The 16,697-nt window shown below is 58.9% G+C and carries 11 protein-coding genes and 2 pseudogenes; 6 read left to right on the forward strand and 7 right to left on the reverse strand.

All coding sequences use genetic code 11. The features are described from left to right. The first annotated feature begins 637 nt into the window (after window positions 1-637). Together ACVILI_RS21150 and ACVILI_RS21155 are read left to right on the forward strand one after the other, a co-directional pair. Window positions 638-1,178: pseudogene (locus ACVILI_RS21150) on the forward strand (Hsp20/alpha crystallin family protein). A gap of 286 nt (window positions 1,179-1,464) precedes the next feature. Further along, window positions 1,465-2,730, forward strand: coding sequence for an MFS transporter (locus tag ACVILI_RS21155; RefSeq protein ID WP_051726809.1), 1,266 nt, complete (start codon window positions 1,465-1,467; stop codon window positions 2,728-2,730). A gap of 169 nt (window positions 2,731-2,899) precedes the next feature. Here ACVILI_RS21155 and ACVILI_RS21160 read toward each other — a convergent pair whose 3' ends face one another. Together ACVILI_RS21160 and ppsA are read right to left on the reverse strand one after the other, a co-directional pair. Further along, window positions 2,900-3,592, reverse strand: coding sequence for a CBS domain-containing protein (locus ACVILI_RS21160; protein ID WP_038647141.1), 693 nt, complete (start codon window positions 3,590-3,592; stop codon window positions 2,900-2,902). Next, a complete protein-coding gene (gene ppsA, locus ACVILI_RS21165) occupies window positions 3,589-6,006 on the reverse strand; it encodes a phosphoenolpyruvate synthase (RefSeq protein WP_245306989.1) in 2,418 nt (805 codons plus the stop codon). The genes ACVILI_RS21160 and ppsA overlap by 4 nt, the downstream gene beginning before the upstream one ends. A gap of 191 nt (window positions 6,007-6,197) precedes the next feature. Between ppsA and ACVILI_RS21170 the strand changes: the two genes are divergently transcribed. Next, entirely contained in the window at window positions 6,198-7,109 is a 912-nt protein-coding gene (locus tag ACVILI_RS21170) for a 1-phosphofructokinase family hexose kinase (RefSeq protein WP_457102589.1), read from the forward strand. A 51-nt stretch (window positions 7,110-7,160) separates the two neighbouring features. On the opposite strand, the gene glk is transcribed toward ACVILI_RS21170, so the two are convergent. Together glk and ACVILI_RS21180 are read right to left on the reverse strand one after the other, a co-directional pair. Then, window positions 7,161-8,213 (reverse strand): glucokinase, encoded by a 1,053-nt coding sequence (glk, locus tag ACVILI_RS21175; RefSeq protein WP_457102590.1) that lies wholly within the window; start codon window positions 8,211-8,213, stop codon window positions 7,161-7,163. Between the two features lie 298 nt (window positions 8,214-8,511). After that, the gene (locus tag ACVILI_RS21180) at window positions 8,512-9,189 is read right to left on the reverse strand and encodes a phosphoribosyltransferase (RefSeq protein WP_038647147.1); all 678 of its coding nucleotides are present in this window, start codon (window positions 9,187-9,189) and stop codon (window positions 8,512-8,514) included. 284 nt (window positions 9,190-9,473) lie between these two features. Here ACVILI_RS21180 and ACVILI_RS21185 point away from each other — a divergent pair, with 284 nt between their 5' ends. Then, the gene (locus ACVILI_RS21185) at window positions 9,474-10,541 is read left to right on the forward strand and encodes a hypothetical protein (protein ID WP_051726813.1); all 1,068 of its coding nucleotides are present in this window, start codon (window positions 9,474-9,476) and stop codon (window positions 10,539-10,541) included. On the opposite strand, the gene ACVILI_RS21190 is transcribed toward ACVILI_RS21185, so the two are convergent. Continuing rightward, complete coding sequence (locus ACVILI_RS21190) at window positions 10,486-11,466, reverse strand: ribose-phosphate diphosphokinase (protein WP_038647149.1); 981 nt, start codon at window positions 11,464-11,466, stop codon at window positions 10,486-10,488. The genes ACVILI_RS21185 and ACVILI_RS21190 overlap by 56 nt on opposite strands. Window positions 11,467-11,686: 220 nt before the next feature. Between ACVILI_RS21190 and ACVILI_RS21195 the strand changes: the two are divergent. Next, window positions 11,687-11,862 (forward strand): annotated as a pseudogene (locus tag ACVILI_RS21195) (transposase); the annotation flags it as partial. 225 nt (window positions 11,863-12,087) lie between these two features. On the opposite strand, the gene ACVILI_RS21200 reads toward ACVILI_RS21195, so the two are convergent. Continuing rightward, complete coding sequence (locus tag ACVILI_RS21200) at window positions 12,088-12,390, reverse strand: DUF982 domain-containing protein (protein WP_038647151.1); 303 nt, start codon at window positions 12,388-12,390, stop codon at window positions 12,088-12,090. Window positions 12,391-13,761: 1,371 nt separating this feature from the next. Here ACVILI_RS21200 and ACVILI_RS21205 point away from each other — a divergent pair. Continuing rightward, a complete protein-coding gene (locus ACVILI_RS21205; RefSeq protein WP_038650363.1) occupies window positions 13,762-14,982 on the forward strand; it encodes an ISAzo13 family transposase in 1,221 nt (406 codons plus the stop codon). 157 nt (window positions 14,983-15,139) lie between these two features. Here ACVILI_RS21205 and ACVILI_RS21210 read toward each other — a convergent pair whose 3' ends face one another. Continuing rightward, entirely contained in the window at window positions 15,140-15,766 is a 627-nt protein-coding gene (locus ACVILI_RS21210) for a Crp/Fnr family transcriptional regulator (protein WP_171903228.1), read from the reverse strand. Window positions 15,767-16,697: the final 931 nt, after the last annotated feature.

Consider the following 16,697-nt stretch of genomic DNA (forward strand, 5'->3'; position numbering starts at 1 on the left):
GGGCTCGGTTGCAAATCACCGGCGTCAATACAGTCACGGCTCCATTCCCTTTTGTCACAGCACGAAATGGCGCAATATTCGATGCCAGGTCACCGAACCCAACCCGCCTCTAAGCCTTCCGACGATCGGTCCGCCGCGATCCTGGAGGATCATGCCGACGACCCGGTTCTTGAAGAACTGTAGTCGCTGATTTCCGAGCTTTCGTTCGACGCCATTGCTCGCAAACCATCTCACCGATGGATTTGTCCGCACTCAGCTATTCCTGCGCCGAACTTGAGCGCCAGCACCTTTGATCATCGGACTGCCGTGCGGTGCCGAGGGATGGCGTTTCAAATCACCGCGCTATCCTTTGATGGTCGCGCCTCTCAATTCGAGTTCCGGCGAGCGGCTTTTTCTCGCGCCATTGATCCCGATCAATGAGCGGCCACTCCACAACTGCTTTGATGCAGCTCATGTCAGGCTGGATGTGGCCACGCGGGGCGGTAACGACCCGAGATCGGGAAGTGGTTGGGCGCGTAGCTCCCTCTTACAGCCCTGACAAGCGGGCCCGCTTCTCTCACCGGCTCCCAGGGAAACCTGAGGCGAAAGGGTCGAGACGGCGGGCTCGCATTCAACCCCAAATGCTAGGAGAAGAACCATGGCTGAAGCTGCCACCAAACTCCCCGTCAAGACAGAGAAAGGCACTGCCCCTGCCCGGTCCGACAACTGGACGGCACCGTTCGAAAGCCTGCGTCGCGAAATCGACCGGCTGTTCGACGACTTCCACGCTTTCGACTTCCGGCTGCCCTCGACCCGCTCCCTTTTCGGTCGTGAGCCTGCCGTCGTTGCGCAGCGCGGACTGGCCGGTGGCGCCGGCGATGGACCTCGTCGAGAAGGAAAAGCAGTATGAGATCACGGCCGAGCTGCCCGGCATCGACGAGAAGAATGTCGAGATCAAGCTCTCCAACCACACGCTGACGATCAAGGGCGAGAAGCAGGAAGAGAAGGAAGAGAAGGACAAGGACTATTATCTGTCCGAGCGCCGCTACGGCTCCTTCCAGCGTTCCTTCCAGCTGCCTGACGGGGTCGACGCCGACAAGATCGATGCAAGCTTCACCAAGGGCGTGCTGACGGTGAAGCTGCCCAAGACCGCCGAAGCCCAGAAGGCCGAGAAGAAGATCACGGTCAAGGCCGCGTGATTGCCGTGGCTAGAGAACTTCAGCGCGCCTGACCGGCGCGCTCTTGGCCTTAGCGCAGCGATTGAAGATGGCGATTGCTTGCGGCCTGACGCTCCGCCATTTTTGAGTTTTTGTTGCTCCAGTTCCAGCAGGCCTTCAATGACCCGCCTCTGTTCGGGATCAGTCTCGCGTGTCAGCAGATCCTTGAAATGAGCAAGTTGGCAGGTGCGACGAACTGGAAGCGATAATCGGTCCCCAAGGTTGGCACGGAGGCGGTCCCAGTATCGAGTTGGTGAGAAAGGGAGCGATGGAACACCCTACGGCCTCAGAAAGTGCTCGCACAGGCCTTCGGACCATCTCCTCGGAAATCTGGGCGCTAGGTTTCGTGTCATTGCTGATGGACGTCTCCTCGGAGATGGTCCACGCTTTGCTGCCAATCTATCTCGTGACCGTCATGGGGGCATCGATGGTGGCGATCGGGACGATAGAAGGCGTTGCCGAAGCGACGGCTGCCATTACCAAAGTCTTCTCCGGTGCGCTGTCTGATTGGCTGGGAAAACGCAAGCTATTGGCCATCATCGGCTACGCTCTGGCGGCCGTCACCAAGCCGGTGTTCCCGCTGGCTTCGTCAGTTGGATGGGTTATGGCAGCACGCTTTGTCGACCGGATCGGCAAAGGAATCCGAGACGCCCCCCGTGATGCTCTGATTGCCGATATCGCACCGCCAGACCTGCGAGGCGCGAGTTTTGGTCTTCGTCAATCTCTCGACACGGTAGGCGCATTTGTCGGGCCGCTCCTGGCAATTGGCTTGATGTGGCTGACCTCCAATCAGTTTCGGATCGTGTTCTGGGTCGCCGTTCTTCCCGGCGCACTCGCGGTTGGCGTCCTTGCCCTTGCCGTTCGTGAGCCGGTTCGACCTGCAGACTTGCGTCAGGTGCGGGCTCCCCTGAGCATGCCAGAGCTGCGACGGCTGGGTTCGTCCTTCTGGCTTGTTGTCTGTGTCGCAACCGTGTTCACCTTGGCCAGGTTCAGTCAGGCCTTTCTCCTAGTGCGCGCACAAGGCATGGGTTTGCCAACCGTTCTCATCCCACTGATATTTGTGGTCATGAATGTAATCTACGCGCTCGCGGCCTATCCGGCGGGCGCGCTCTCAGACCGCGTCAATCGCCTGACAATGATAATTGTCGGTTTCTCGATCCTCATTGCTGCAGACCTTGTGCTGGCGCGCGCCGGAAGCCTTCCCGGTGTTGCGCTCGGCGTGGCCCTCTGGGGTTTGCATCTGGGGTTCACGGAAGGGCTTCTGGCAACGCTCGTCAGTGATACTGCGCCGCCGGAACTCAGGGGCACTGCCTTCGGCATGTTCAACCTTGCGGGTGGCTTCGCGTTGCTGGCGGCGAGCCTGCTGGCAGGCATGCTTTGGGAAATCTTTGGACCGCAAATGACCTTTTTGACGGGCGCAGGTCTTACAGCGCTGGCGCTCGCTGGTCTTGGAGTGGTTCGCTGGCGCGTTCCCACTCTTGGGGGCAATCAAAAAACCGAGACCGAAGAGGATGCAATGTCCAGCCAATCCTAAATGCGGCCAAAGCCATATTGCGGCGGGAGCGCCGACGAAAATCCTCGGCAGCGTTGTCGAGATATTGGGTGGCGATCATCAACACGAAGCTCGTCACTTGATCCAATCAAACGTTCGCATGCGGATCAATTCTGTCTACAAGCCATTTCATTGCACCCCCAAGGAACACTCACGTATCGTCCGCGGCGGGGGTAACAACGCGGATATTGTCGACCACGCGGACGGCGCCCGACGTGTTTTCGGCTGCGACGCGTATCGCGGCGCGCACATTTTCATCCGCGACCGTACCATTGAGATGGACGACACCGTCGTGAACGACGACGTCGATCGCGACGTCAAGCATCCAGGCCTTGTTTTCAACTTCCTCCATAATGCGCTTGCGGATTTCCAAGTCGCTGACGACCGATAAGGGGATTTCACCGACATGGTGCGACAGCGCCGACAATAGGTTGGAGCGGCTGACGATGCCGATTACTTTGCCATCGCTGACGACCGGCAGCCGCTTGATGGCACGCTTTTCCATCAGGTCGACGATCTCGCTGACCGGCGCATCCGGGCCAACGCTTGCGACGTCGCGGCTCATGACGTGCTCGACCTCACGCCCATGCTCCTGAGCATACTCTCGCGCCAGCTGACTCCTATTCAGCCAGATCTCCAGCCATCGCGGGCGATGGCGCGCGGTTCCGATCTCCTCCCGACGCAACAGGTCGCGTTCGGTAACGATGCCGAGCAGCTTTCCTTGTGCGTTTACGACCGGCAGGCCGCTGATGCGGTGCTCAAGCATGACGCGCGCCGCATGCTCGATCGTGGTGTCGGGGCGGACCGTCGTCGCCCCCATGGTCATGATGTCGCTGGCTCTCATTGTCTTGCCTCACTTTTTCTGGTCGCGGTTTCCGCCATGGCGACCTTTCGCTTCACCGCGATGAAGCTGTCGGGACTGACCGAGATCGAGTCGATGCCGCAGTCGACGAGGAACGTCGCGAATTCGGGATGATCGCTCGGCGCTTGCCCGCAGAGACCGATCTTGGCGCCAGACTTGCGGGCCGCATTGATGACGTTCGAGATCATCCATTTCACCGCCGCATCCTGTTCGTCGAAGAGGTTCGCGAGCTCGGCAGAGTCACGATCGACCCCAAGAGTAAGCTGTGTGAGATCATTCGATCCGATCGAGAAGCCGTCGAAGCGTTTTGCGAATTCCGCCGCTAGAATGACGTTGGACGGGATTTCGCACATGACGAAAACCTGCAGGTCATCTTCGCCGCGCCTTAGTCCGTTCGCCGCCATGACCTCGAGCACCTGGTCGGCCTCATGCGTCGAACGGCAAAACGGAATCATCACGATGACGTTTCGAAATCCCATTTCGTTCCGCAGCCGGCGGATGGCTCGGCACTCAAGTGCGAAGCCCTCTCGGTAAAGCGGGGAGTAATACCGGGACGCGCCCCGGAACCCGATCATCGGGTTTTCCTCTTTTGGCTCGAACTGGGCGCCCCCTATCAGTCCGGCATATTCATTGGTCTTGAAATCGCTCATGCGCACAATGACGGGCTTTGGGTAGAGCGCCGCGGCGATGCGCGACAGCCCTCGCGCCAACCTGTCGACAAAATACTCAGTCTTGTCCGCATAGCCGACCGTCAATTCCGTGATTTCGCGCTTGGCAGCTTCGTCCTTGAGCTGGTCGTAGTGCACAAGCGCCATCGGATGAATGCGGATATGGTTGCTTACCACGAACTCCATGCGGGCAAGACCAACCCCGTCGGCTGGAAGACGCCACCAGTGCAGCGCGGCGGCAGGGTTCGCGAGATTGAGCATAATCTCGGTGTGCGTTTGTGGAAGGTTGGTCATGTCGACGATTTCGGTGTCGAAGTCGGCCGTCCCTTCATAGACAAATCCCTGATCGCCTTCGGCGCAGGACACCGTTACGGTCTGCTCACCGTGCAACAATTCGGTCGCGTTGCCGGTGCCGACAATTGCTGGCAAGCCGAGTTCGCGGCTGACGATGGCAGCGTGCGAGGTGCGCCCGCCGTGGTCGGTGACGATCGCTGCCGCCCGCTTCATGATTGGTACCCAGTCAGGGTCGGTGGTTCCTGTGACGAGAATTGCACCGTCGACGAAGTTGGCGATGTCGCGGGCATTTTCGATCAGGCAGACGCGGCCCGTGACGACCGCATCGCCGATCGCAAGTCCTGCGATGAGCTTTCTCCCCTTTCGCGTGATCGTGTAAGATCGGAAAGCTGCCGCTTCGCGACGGGATTGGACCGTCTCTGGCCGAGCCTGGACGATGAAGATATCGCCTGTCTCCCCATCCTTTGCCCATTCCATGTCCATGGGACAGCGGTAGTGGGCCTCGATCGCAGTTGCCCACCTGGCGAGCAACAGGATCTCATGATCTTCAAGCACGAAAGCCGTCCGCTCTATCTTCGAGGTTGGAACGTTTCGGGTTGGGTTGTCGCCGGCGGCGTAGATCATCTTCTGCGCCTTGGCGCCGCACTTCTTGCCGATGATGGGCACAAGAGCGGGTGCGGAGAGCAGAGGTTTGAAGACCTGGTATTCGTCGGGATCGACGGCGCCTTGTACGACATTTTCGCCCAGCCCCCAGGCGGCGTCGATCACGACGACATCCTTGAAGCCGGTTTCCGTGTCGATCGAGAACATGACGCCCGATCCGCCAAGATCCGAACGGACCATCTGCTGCACGCCAATTGAAAGTGCGACACTCATGTGATCGAACCCTTTTGCCTGGCGATAGCTGATGGCTCGGTCGGTAAAGAGCGATGCGTAGCAACGGCGGCATGCCACCAACAGAGCATTCTCACCACGAATGTTCAGGAAGGTTTCCTGCTGACCGGCGAAGCTCGCGACGGGCAAATCCTCGGCGGTCGCGCTCGAACGCACGGCGACATCGACCTCTGCTTTTCCAATGCTCCGGCAAAGCGCGCGATAGGCGATCTTGATCGCGGTCGCGGTTTCCTCGGGCCAGTCGCCATGCAGAAACAATTCCCGAATGGCCTTGCCCGTCTCGGCAAGGGATGCCTTTCCAGCAATCATTTCGCCCAGCTGTGCTTGGATCCGCTCTTCCAGGCGGTTCGCGTGCACAAAGTCCCGATAGGCCTTGGCCGTCGTCGCAAAACCAGGCGGTACACGGATGCCTTTTGGTGCCAAGGCCTGCACCATCTCGCCCAGCGAAGCATTCTTGCCTCCGACATGGCCGACATCGCCGCGTCCGACCTCGTCAAATCGGGCCGTAAGCCTATCTACAAGTGCAGACCCTGCGTTCACCGCACTCTCCCTACGCATCGGGACACTCTGCGGAATTCACCTGCATAAGCCTTGATCCCAATCAAGAATTTGAGCCGAGTGCGATATCTTTGAGCCACGTCAAAGCGCCGACCGACCCGTTGCGCAACCTGCTTCAGCGCATCGACTTACGTGATTAGGCGGCGGTGGCTGGGTGAGGAAGATCTGGCGAAGTGACACAAATCCTGACCATTACGCTGAACCCAGCGGTCGACATGTCAAGCGAAACGGAAACTGTGCATCCCACTCGCAAGGTGCGAACCACCGACACAAGATTTGATCGTGGTGGCATCAATGTCGCCCGCGTGATCACGGCATTAGGAGGAGAAGCCGAAGCCTACTTCCTTGCAGGAGGAGAGACAGGCTCGCTACTGGCTCGCCTGTTGCAAAAGGAAGGAGTCCTCGGTCGTCTTGTGCCGATCAAGGGCGATACCAGGATCAGCTTCATGGTTCGCGAGCGCAGCACGGGCCTCGAATATCGCTTTGTTCCCGAAGGGCCTTCGGTGCGCCCCGGAGAATTGAAGCCGTGTCTGGATATAATTTCATCTCACGCAGGGCAGTACGTTATCGCGAGCGGAAGTCTCCCCAAAAACACAGCTTCCGACATTTACGGCCGAATGGCCAAGTTGGCAGCAGCGCGTGGTGCAAGATTTGTTCTCGACAGTTCTGGCACCGGTCTCGGGACGACACTCATGCATTCTCGTGTCTTCCTGGTGAAACCGAGCCTTGGGGAGTTGGAGCAGTTCGTCGGCCACAAACTGGATGAACTGGGTGTCCGCCAAGCAGCGTCCGACATCGTTGCCCGTGGCGCGGCAGAGCTGGTCGCCGTTACCATGGGGGCGGACGGCGCACTCCTTGCCAGCGCCCAAGGTGTACTCCGCGTACCTGCGATCAAGGTGCGCGCGCGTTCTACCGTCGGCGCGGGAGACAGCTTCCTAGCAGCGATGATCTGGGCACTTTCGGAAGGTAAGGCCCCTGAGGACGCCCTCAGATTGGGTGTTGCAGCCGGTGCGGCTGCAATTATGAGACCCGGCTTTGAGCTTTGCCGTCGAAAGGATGTGTTCGACCTCAGCGTGGCTGCATAGTCAAAATAGGGGCTGCCACCACCGAACAAAACTGCCGGATGTCGAGGCCTGTTAGCCAGGCTGTCGAACAAGATCTGACGCGGACCTACCGCCCGAAGCACTGCTATTGCCTTCTGACAGAAATTCGGCTTGAGACAGCGCCACTGCCGCGCCTCGCAATCCTGCATCCAGCGCCTTGATCACAAAGATCGGGATCGGTTCAAGAAATGACGACAGGCGCCCCTTGTATTGAAACTCCCTGTGGAAAAATGCCAAACGGAAAGCGGTGGCTTCTGAAGGGTCGAAAACCCTCGCGGGGATGCCTCCGCCAAGATAGACGCCGCCCCGGGCACCGTAGACAAGGGCCATGTCTCCGGCGAAACGGCCGAGCCATCTCTCAAGATATCCGAGAGCCTCAAGGGCGAGACGATTCTCGGCGTGCAGTGCCTGCTCCACGATCTCAGGTGCCGAGGCCAGTACCGCTGCCCCCTCCTGCGTCTCGGCCAGCGCCTTGTAGATCTGCACGAGCCCTGGACCCGAAATCAGACGCTCTGCCGACACGTGCTTTTCGTTCTTTGCGATGCGCTTGATGAGTAAGAGCTCATCCGCATCTTCGGCCGCAAAGGAAATGTGGCCTCCTTCGCTGGCAATTGAGATCCATCCTGACGGAGACAGGACAAGGCCCGCGACGCCCAGACCCGTGCCAGGTCCAAGCACGACCTTCGGCGCGCGATCCACGGGCTCTCTTCCGCCGATCTTGTGGAGGTCGTGTGGGCCCAAAAAGGGCAGAGACAGGGCGAGCGCCTCGAAATCATTGACCAAATGAACATACTTGGCGCCGCTTGCCGAGCACAGATCCTTGCGCGAGAAGGACCATGGAAGATTTGTCATGCGGACGGTCTCTTCCGCAACGGGACCGGCAATCGCAAAACCAGCGATCGAGGGCCGATGCGGGATGCAATCCATGTAGGCTTTGACCGCGGCCTGGAGCGATGGGAACAGGTCGCACTGGAAACTGGCGAAATGTTTGATTGTGAGCTCATCGATGTCCGCAATCGCGAACCGCGCGTTGGTCCCGCCTATGTCAGCCACAAGAGCGGTGCGAGATTTATCGGGTAGCGTCATGTCTCCAACACTCACTTCAAATGGATAGGCTCAAGGCAGCGTACAACGACGACGCCACCAGCCACCCAACAGCATGAATGTTAGCACAGGCACCCAAAGCCATTTTGATTCACGTCAACGGGCAGCCCGTGCCGTTGCTTGAGCTTCAATGATGAGCGCCTCTGGAAAAACGCATGGCCCTCGAAGCATTCAACACAAATGTAGTCGTTAGGCATGCCGATTTTGAAGTCCAAATCGGCCGCTTTCAGCGATGATTGCAATCATGGGCGCTGTCCACCCATCGGGGATAGCTGAAGCACTATTCGTCGACCGACGACGAGCGTCCCGCAGATGCCCTGCCCTGTGCAGCGCCCATCAAGGCGATCACGTCCTCGTCTCTCAATTGATGGAAATCGCGATAATAAAGGCCGATCGCCTGGAAAAATTCGGGCTCTTCAAGGCAGATGACATCGTCGGCCTCTTTCCTCAGTTCCTCGATCGTTTCAGGCGGGGCGACAGGAACGGCCACTACGATGCTGCAGGGCTTGCGCCGTCGTAGGCCGCGGATCGCAGCCCGAACGGTTGCGCCCGTTGCGATCCCGTCGTCGACTATGATTGCTATCCTGCTCTTGACATCGACATGATGGCGATTGCCGACGTAGAGACGACGTCGGCGCTCGATCTCGGCGAGTTCCCTTTCGCATGACTTGTCAAACTCTGCCGCCGAAACCCAGGCTAGACGAATGACATCTTCGTTGCGCACAACGATGGGATCATCGCCGTCGATGATCGCGCCCATGGCAAGTTCGGGGTGGGTTGGTACTCCAATCTTACGCACCAGAAGCAGGTCGAGAGGAGCCTTCAGATGGGAGGCGACCTCTGCCGCCACCGGGACGCCGCCGCGGGGCAAGGCCAGTACCACGACATTATCGCCTCGATAGCGATCAAGGGCCTTGCCAAGCCGTTTTCCTGCCTCGGAGCGATCTGCGAACAGCATGGGATCAAGCCTCTCTCGCATTGCGGGCGGCCGCCCGCCACGTCTTCAAAGTCAATCCGGTCTTGCCTGCAGATAGACCTGCGCTTTCGACTTGCCGATATTGATCAGGCCATGCCTTGCCGGCGAACCCGCGGAAAAACGCCATCCAGATACAGACAAAGATCGCCGATGGTGTTGCGCTCCATGACATGCAGCCGGAATTGCACCCAAAATGTCACGGCCAGCGGGCACGTCCTTGACACGCGTCAAAGTACGGATCGCTTCTGGCCACCATTGTGCCGACGATGATGATGATGGGACATCGGCAATTTGCGGAGTTGGCGGCGAAGGTGAGCTTTCTCAGCGATCCGGCGGCATACGGGGTTGGAACGACACATGTGGATGTCCGCGAGACGCATATGTCCTGGGTCTTCCTCACGGACGATCTGGTCTACAAGCTCAAGAAGCCGGTCAGGCATGCGTTCCTCGACTTCAGCACCATCACGAAGCGGCACTTCTACTGTGGCGAGGAATTGCGGCTGAACGCTCGCCTAGCCGCCGAAACCTATCGGCGGGTCGTTCCTCTTCGCCGCGACCTATCAGGCCGACTAACCCTCGGCGGTGGTGGCCGCGTCGTAGACTGGCTGGTCGAAATGAAGCGCCTGCCGCACGGCGACATGCTGGACGAGCGCATCGCCCTCGGACGCCTGGCGGCGACTGAGATAGACGACGTCGCCAAAGCGCTGGCGGCCTTTTATGCGCAACGCCAAGCTGAAATTGACGGCGGCGGCGCCTATCTGCGCCACCTTTCTGAAGAGCAGCGCATCAACCGCGCCATTCTGCTCCGGCCCGAATTCGCGTTGGTGGAAATGGTGTCCGGCACTTTGGACACAGTAGACAGTCTGCTGCAGCGATTAAGGTCTCGGATCGAAGCACGAATCCTTCGCGGCGCCATCGTCGAGGGGCATGGTGACCTGCGCCCCGAACACGTCTGCATTGGTCAGCCACCCCAAATCATCGACTGCCTCGAGTTCAACCGATCGATGCGCATCGTCGATCCCTATGACGAGATCAACTATCTCGGCTTGGAATGCGAGATGCTTGGCGCGCCATGGATTCGGCCGCTCCTGGTCAAGGCTCTGGAGGGCCGGCTGCCGGACCGCCCTGATGCCGAATTGCTGGCGCTCTATGGCGGTTTCCGAGCGTTGCTAAAGGCCCGTTTGGGGCTCGCGCATCTCCTTGAGACACCTATCCGTCATCCAGAAAAATGGCGCCCGCAGGCGATCGGCTACATCAGGCAGGCGGAGCGCGAGATTTTCAGTCATCAATCCCGATCAGGTCGGAAATCGACCCCTGTGTGTGGAGACGCCTGATTGTCTTGCCGATCAGGCGACCGATCGGCAGAATGTCCAGGGGCGCTTGCGGGTGACGGGCTTTGGCAGCTGACGCCAAGTCCACGCTGTCAGTGACGGTGATGCGGTCTATCGCCTGACTGCCGAACAGCATTTCGACACCCTTACCAAACAGTCCGTGCGTGGCGATCGCATGAACGGCCCGGGCACCGCGTTCGCGACACGCAAGTGCTGCGCGCAGCATGGTGCCACCGGTGCTAATCATGTCGTCGACGATGAAGACGGCATTGTCGACGACGTCGCCAGCGAACAGTTCGCCGGAAACCACGTTCCGGCTGCGGCGCTTTTCCATGAAGCCGAATCCGATTTCTTTATCGCTCTCTGCCTCCAGAACCTCTTTGAGCAGTTGCGCGCGTTTCACGCCACCCCCATCGGGCGAGAAGATGGTCACCGGCAGGTCGCCGGCCAGCTTGCCTATCAGCGGAGCAAACAACTTTCGCGTATCGAGATGCACGCTCTCGCATCGAAAGGCATTCTGGAAAGCCGCGAAATTGTGGACGTCGAGCGTGACGATCCGGTCGGTGCCCATAGCCTCGAAGAGTTGCGCGACATAGCGCGTGGTGACGGGATCGCGCGCCTTGGTTTGCCGGTCCTTGCGCGCATAGGCGAGATAGGGAACGACTGCCGTTGCACGCGCAGCACCGTTCTCCTTGCATGTCGCCAGGAAGAAAAGGAGCTTGCACAGTCTGTCGTTGGCAGAGGCGCCGCCGTTTCCAGCCAGACTGTGCAGCACGTAGACATCCCTGCCGCGTACGCTGACCAGCGGGCGAGCCTTGTGTTCCCCATCCTCGAAATCTCTCTCTTCATGAGGGTCGAGTTCGATCGAAAGCACTTGCGCTACGGCCGCGCCAAGTTGTTCCGAACCTTTGAGAGCGAAGAAACGCATGTTTTCTTCTATCCGGTTTGGAGGGCTAATGGATTGACGCGCGTCAAGGATGCGAGCCGCCGCATGGCCCGGGAATCCTACCGACCATCTTCAACTTGCCTAGCGGAGAACCGTGCCGGAGCCGAGGCAAAATCGTGAGACCAAGTCCGGGCGTCAGGCCAATGAAACGGCAGACCTTGCAGAGCCTGGCAGCCCAACATCGGGAACTCGCAGCTGATCACCGTTCGGAAGCCGAGGGCGTTCCCGCGTCGAGGTTGGCCGCGGGCTGACTGGCATCTTCTGGGTGCTGCGATCCGGTGCGCCATGGCGCAACCTCCCAGAGCGCTATGGACCCGCAGCACCTGCGACAATCGCTTCGTGCGTTGGCGCAAAGCAGGCGTGTGGGATCGACTTCTTGGATCTCGCAGAGCTTGATGCCGACAGATTTGGGTCTGCGATCACCTTGGCTGTGCGGTCTTCGACAGAGAAGCCATCGGCCTTCGTCTTCTCGGGAGCATTATTTGCAATCCATCGGGTGATCCACCTTGCTCAGGAAGCCTCAAGCTTGATTGCCTCGGCTGGTGGTCCTCAGCGCACCTGATCGGCGCGCTATAGCCCTCAGTGCCAATGGCGATCGCCTGTTTATATTGGTACGCCGCCGCGGCCGGAATTCGTCCTCTCTGTCCACGGCAGCACCGTGCTTACGTCTTCTAGAATCTTGACTGATCGGGCAAACCCGGCGAATGCGTCGCGCGCAACGGAAAGTGGCACGTAACCATCACAGGCGCGCTGACAGGCACGAATAGCAGTCTGGTAGATCGGCCCCCGTCGGCTCTCCGGCCACTTTTCAAGGAACTGGAAAGCATCAGCCAAGCTTTCAATCTCCTCGATAATATGCTGCCCGTTCTTGACCAAAACGGGCTTATCGAAAATCTTGCCGTTCATAGGCTCCTCCAACTATTAAGTTGAGACGAACTATTCTCGACTTGGCTCGGCTATCGGCTCAACACTCTCAAGAATGACCTGACCCTACAGCGAGGGATGAAACCCGCGGGTTCAATGCCCGGTCGATGTGGTGCTCATCGATCGTCTTCAGAGAAGTTCATCTCGCCAGTACTCAAGGGGGCCTCATCCCAAGGAACGTGAAAATAGATAGTCCGTGTTTCAGGCCAACGAAAGACCGGCGAGCAACACCGCCACCAAGATTGAAACAGGGACCGCCAGAAGCAGTCCAGCCTCGACCAGGCGCGTCTCCTTGTCGCCAAACATCAGGTTTGTCCTTTCCACGTTTCCTTTTTATGGGCAGCAGGCGCCAGCGATTTCCACGACCTGTAACGCAAGGGCAGCTCGCAAAATTTTCTAAGAAAATATCTCGAAGTAGGGTTGGCGCCATTGATCCAAATCAATGGCAGTGCCGTGGCCCCCTGGAGAGAGTGTTCCCCAAATGAGGGGCTCTAGATGCTGGACGAAGCGATTCGGTTCCACTCCTGAGTGACCGCTTGGCGCAACGCTGACTGTCGTCGCCTCGACCGGCTCTGCTCAAGGGCGATATCATCGAACGGTCGGCGTGGACGAATTTGCGGCCGTTCATCACCATCACCACCTCGCATGTGGGAGCGGCCGGCGCCTTCATTGGGGTAGAGTGGGCGAAGGCGCCGGCCTACCGGGGCGCATGTTGGGGCAACGCGCTCCGATTTCAGGAGGAGATCTGCTTTTTCGAGGGCTCCGAAATCGCAGTTATCAAGTGAAGGTGGGTAGCCAGTCACCAATCAAGGTGCGCCCCCCTTTGTCGGGGTTACGGCGAGATAGCTTTATGGATGGCCGCGATTGCATCGCGCCTCATCTCCTCCTCCCTTAGCCGCAGCCGTCTTGAGCGTGCGGCTAAACCTGCGGCGCATCAACAAGTCGTCGCCAATAGGTCGGAGGCACCTCATCTCGAACCCGCGCTACAGTGCAGGAGCCTCGACGTGGCAACCTCCCTCCTCAGTGTCCCTATGTGTCAGATGTCGTTGTTATCGGCGTACGAATGCCCACTCACCCTCAATTGCGAGCATGCATTTATGCAGATAGGCTCCGAGAAAACACTTACATGGGTTGGTCTCGCGAGCATGGAATTGCCCGTTGAGTACGCTGCCACTGTTTGGGCTATCGCGTTCGGGCTGCGTCCGGCTTATTGCGGAATGGCGAGGCGAACGGGCGACATCCCGACGAGGGACTGATCGGTGTTTCCCCTAAGGACACGTCGATAAATTGCTGAATCGATAAAGCTCGTTTTGGGGGATTCCGAAATCCTGCGTTGCTTTGTAGACATGGGCGGTGATCGATGTCGCCGCTATAAAGCTCCGCTATGATGCGGTTAGCCCCGTGCTGGACGAGCGTGGTCGTCGCCGCTTTGCGGCGGCGGAAGCGCTCACCGCGGGCTGGGGCGGGATCGCGGCGGTGTCCGCGGCAACGGGGATCGCGCGTAGCACCATCGGATATGGATTGCGGGAACTGCGCGGCGCGGCGCCGGATTCAGCTCTTGGCGGCATCCGGCGCAAGGGTGCCGGACGCAAACCTTTGACGCAGACGGATCCGACACTTCTCAGCGACCTGGAAAGGCTTGTCGACCCCGCCACGCGTGGCGATCCGATGTCACCCTTGAAGTGGACATCGAAAAGCTTGCGGAACTTGGCGGCGGCGCTTTGCGCCATGGGCCATCGTGTCGGTCATGACGTCGTCGGTACTCTGTTGAAAACGCTTGGGTATTCTCTTCAGGGCAATCGAAAGACGCTGGAGGGATCGAGCCACGTCGATCGCGACGCACAGTTCCAGCACATCGCCAGGACGGTCAAGGACGCCATTACGGCCGGTCAACCTGCGATCTCCGTCGATACGAAGAAGAAAGAACTCGTCGGCGACTTCAAGAATGGCGGACGTGAATACCGACCGGCCGGAGCACCAGAGCCGGTCCGCGTCCATGATTTCGTCGACCCGAAGCTCGGTCGTGCCGCGCCCTACGGTATTTATGATATCGCCGATGACAAAGGGTGGGTCAGCGTCGGGATCGACCACGATACCGCTGCCTTCGCCGTCAACGCCATACGCTCCTGGTGGATCAGCATGGGGCGTGATCGCTACGCGCACGCTCATACCTTGACGATCACCGCCGACGGCGGCGGAAGCAACGGTTCGCGCGTGCGCCTGTGGAAAGTCGAACTCCAAAAGCTGGCCGACGAGTTGGGGTTGACCATCGCTGTCCTCCATCTCCCGCCCGGCACCAGCAAATGGAACAAGATCGAACACCGCCTCTTCTCGTTCATCTCGAGAAACTGGCGTGGACGACCGCTCACCGATTATCGCACCATCGTCGAACTCATCGGCGCCACAACCTCGACGGCGGGACTGACCGTTCGTTGCGAACTTGATGAAAACCGCTATCCCGCCGGGATCAAAGTCTCCGACGAGGACATGGCCAGCTTGAACATCATTCGCAACGAATTCCACGGTGAATGGAACTATACAATCAAGCCGCAATCCCAAAAATTAGCGCGATAAATTATCGACACGTCCTAAGTGGTCCCGCGCGGAGCGCCGTCCCTCGCCGTGGCGCAAGCAGGAAGTTGGCGACTCGCTCCAGCCAACTGCTCGGTGACTGGACATGGGGTGGTCTTGTGGATGGTGAGAACAACTCCCAACTTCAACCGTCCCATGGCTATAAAGGGCGGATATAACCAGGATCAAACTCCGCCAGTTCCCGCAACCGCTGTGGCTGAAGTATTTCCAAATGATGCTTGTGAAGGGTGATCAACCCGTCCTTGCGCATCTGTTGCAGGACGCGGTTGAGGTGAACGCCACTCATTCCCGTGGCGTCAGCCAGGACCTCATGGGTCAATGGCAGATCGAAGGAATGATCCCCCACAAGATCGACGCGTCGAAGGCGGGCATGCAGCTCGCAAAAGAGATGTCCAAGATGCGTCGTTTTCTCGTGCCGCCCCATATATGCCAGCCAAACCCGCAAGGTTGCCTGTTCGATCAAGGCGATACTTATGAAAGCTCTCGCGAGGTTGGGATGGCTAGCCATCGCCGCGGTCACGGCCTGCCGATTCAGAACCGTAACCACGGCCGGGGTGAGTGCGGCCACGCGTCCGACAGAACCCTTCCCCAATGCCGATAGGTCGCACAGATCGCCGACGATAAGAAAATCCGTAATCTGCCGGGATCCGTCCTTGAACGAAACGGAGCGGGCGGCCCAGCCCTCCGACATTATGTGAAGCTCTGAACTATCCTCGTCGGAATCAAAGATGGTCTCGCCACGGCTGTAACTCCTTGTGCTCGTCATCGTTCTCGCCAGAGCATCTCGCTCGGCGTCGCCCAACGGTATACTGCGCATTCGCTGAACCAAGGCGTCCAATGACAAGGCTATCTCTCCGACGTTAGAGACAACGAAGGATCCTGACGATCGGCATCGCCACTGCCGGCCGCCGGCTCTGAAAGCGGAAAGAAGAGGCGTTGGCATTCAAGATAGGCATGGTGGTGAACAGACAAACGTTCTGCACTAAGCTCTGGCCGCATCTGGACCGGCCACCAGTCCGTTGTATATCGAGTATAGTGCATTCCCAACGTAGCACGATCAATCCTGAAGCTCTTATATTGGCCGCAACCAGACCCGATTGGAGCGGTGCGCTAGGGAGTAGATCTAAGTCGCACCACGAAAGCGACTGGTTTGCGCAGAGCCGCCTAGGTGGGCGTGCTTTTGGAATAGCCTTTGCTTTTCAGGGTAGCCAATCCGGATCGTGCGCCCGCAACCTTCGCATCGATATTTGGACACGACGCGGAACCAGCTCCCGCGCTTGACGATGGGGAATTTGCAGGTCGGACATTGGAAAGTCAGATCGACAGAAGTCAGGCTCTCAGAAAGCGTCATCTTCGACATCCGGCGCTAAATCATTCAACGGAAGCGGGAACGATAAATCGCGCGACCGTGGACACGCTTGACTCAGATCAACCCCGACAGACGTGCCCGAAGATAGGCTTCTCCAAAAAGGGAGGCCTTCGATGTTGCACGAGCGATTACATTTTAGGTTTGCCAGACCCGTCAACGTGCAGTGGCATAGCGAAAACCCAGCACCCGCCGAGCAGACTTCCAATGACGGTCTGTTCTGGCATTTGGGGCATGCGGTCCACTGCAACTGCTGTCGGCTTCCCGAGGCAGTCGCGCAGGAACTTGAGCGGCGGCAAATCTTCGCTTATATTTCGGAACCTTGGTAAAG

Source organism: Mesorhizobium sp. USDA 4775 (assembly GCF_054062655.1).

What these genes read in the sequence shown, in the direction of transcription:
- ACVILI_RS21180 (WP_038647147.1), bottom strand. Translation starts at nt 9,189, where the DNA reads ATGCTGTTCGCAGATCGCTCCGAGGCAGGAAAACGGCTTGGCAAGGCC.
- ACVILI_RS21155 (WP_051726809.1), top strand. Translation starts at nt 1,465, where the DNA reads ATGGAACACCCTACGGCCTCAGAAAGTGCTCGCACAGGCCTTCGGACC.
- ACVILI_RS21160 (WP_038647141.1), bottom strand. Translation starts at nt 3,592, where the DNA reads ATGAGAGCCAGCGACATCATGACCATGGGGGCGACGACGGTCCGCCCC.
- ACVILI_RS21210 (WP_171903228.1), bottom strand. Translation starts at nt 15,766, where the DNA reads ATGACGAGCACAAGGAGTTACAGCCGTGGCGAGACCATCTTTGATTCC.
- ACVILI_RS21190 (WP_038647149.1), bottom strand. Translation starts at nt 11,466, where the DNA reads ATGCGTTTCTTCGCTCTCAAAGGTTCGGAACAACTTGGCGCGGCCGTA.
- ACVILI_RS21200 (WP_038647151.1), bottom strand. Translation starts at nt 12,390, where the DNA reads ATGAACGGCAAGATTTTCGATAAGCCCGTTTTGGTCAAGAACGGGCAG.
- ACVILI_RS21185 (WP_051726813.1), top strand. Translation starts at nt 9,474, where the DNA reads ATGATGATGATGGGACATCGGCAATTTGCGGAGTTGGCGGCGAAGGTG.
- glk (WP_457102590.1), bottom strand. Translation starts at nt 8,213, where the DNA reads ATGACGCTACCCGATAAATCTCGCACCGCTCTTGTGGCTGACATAGGC.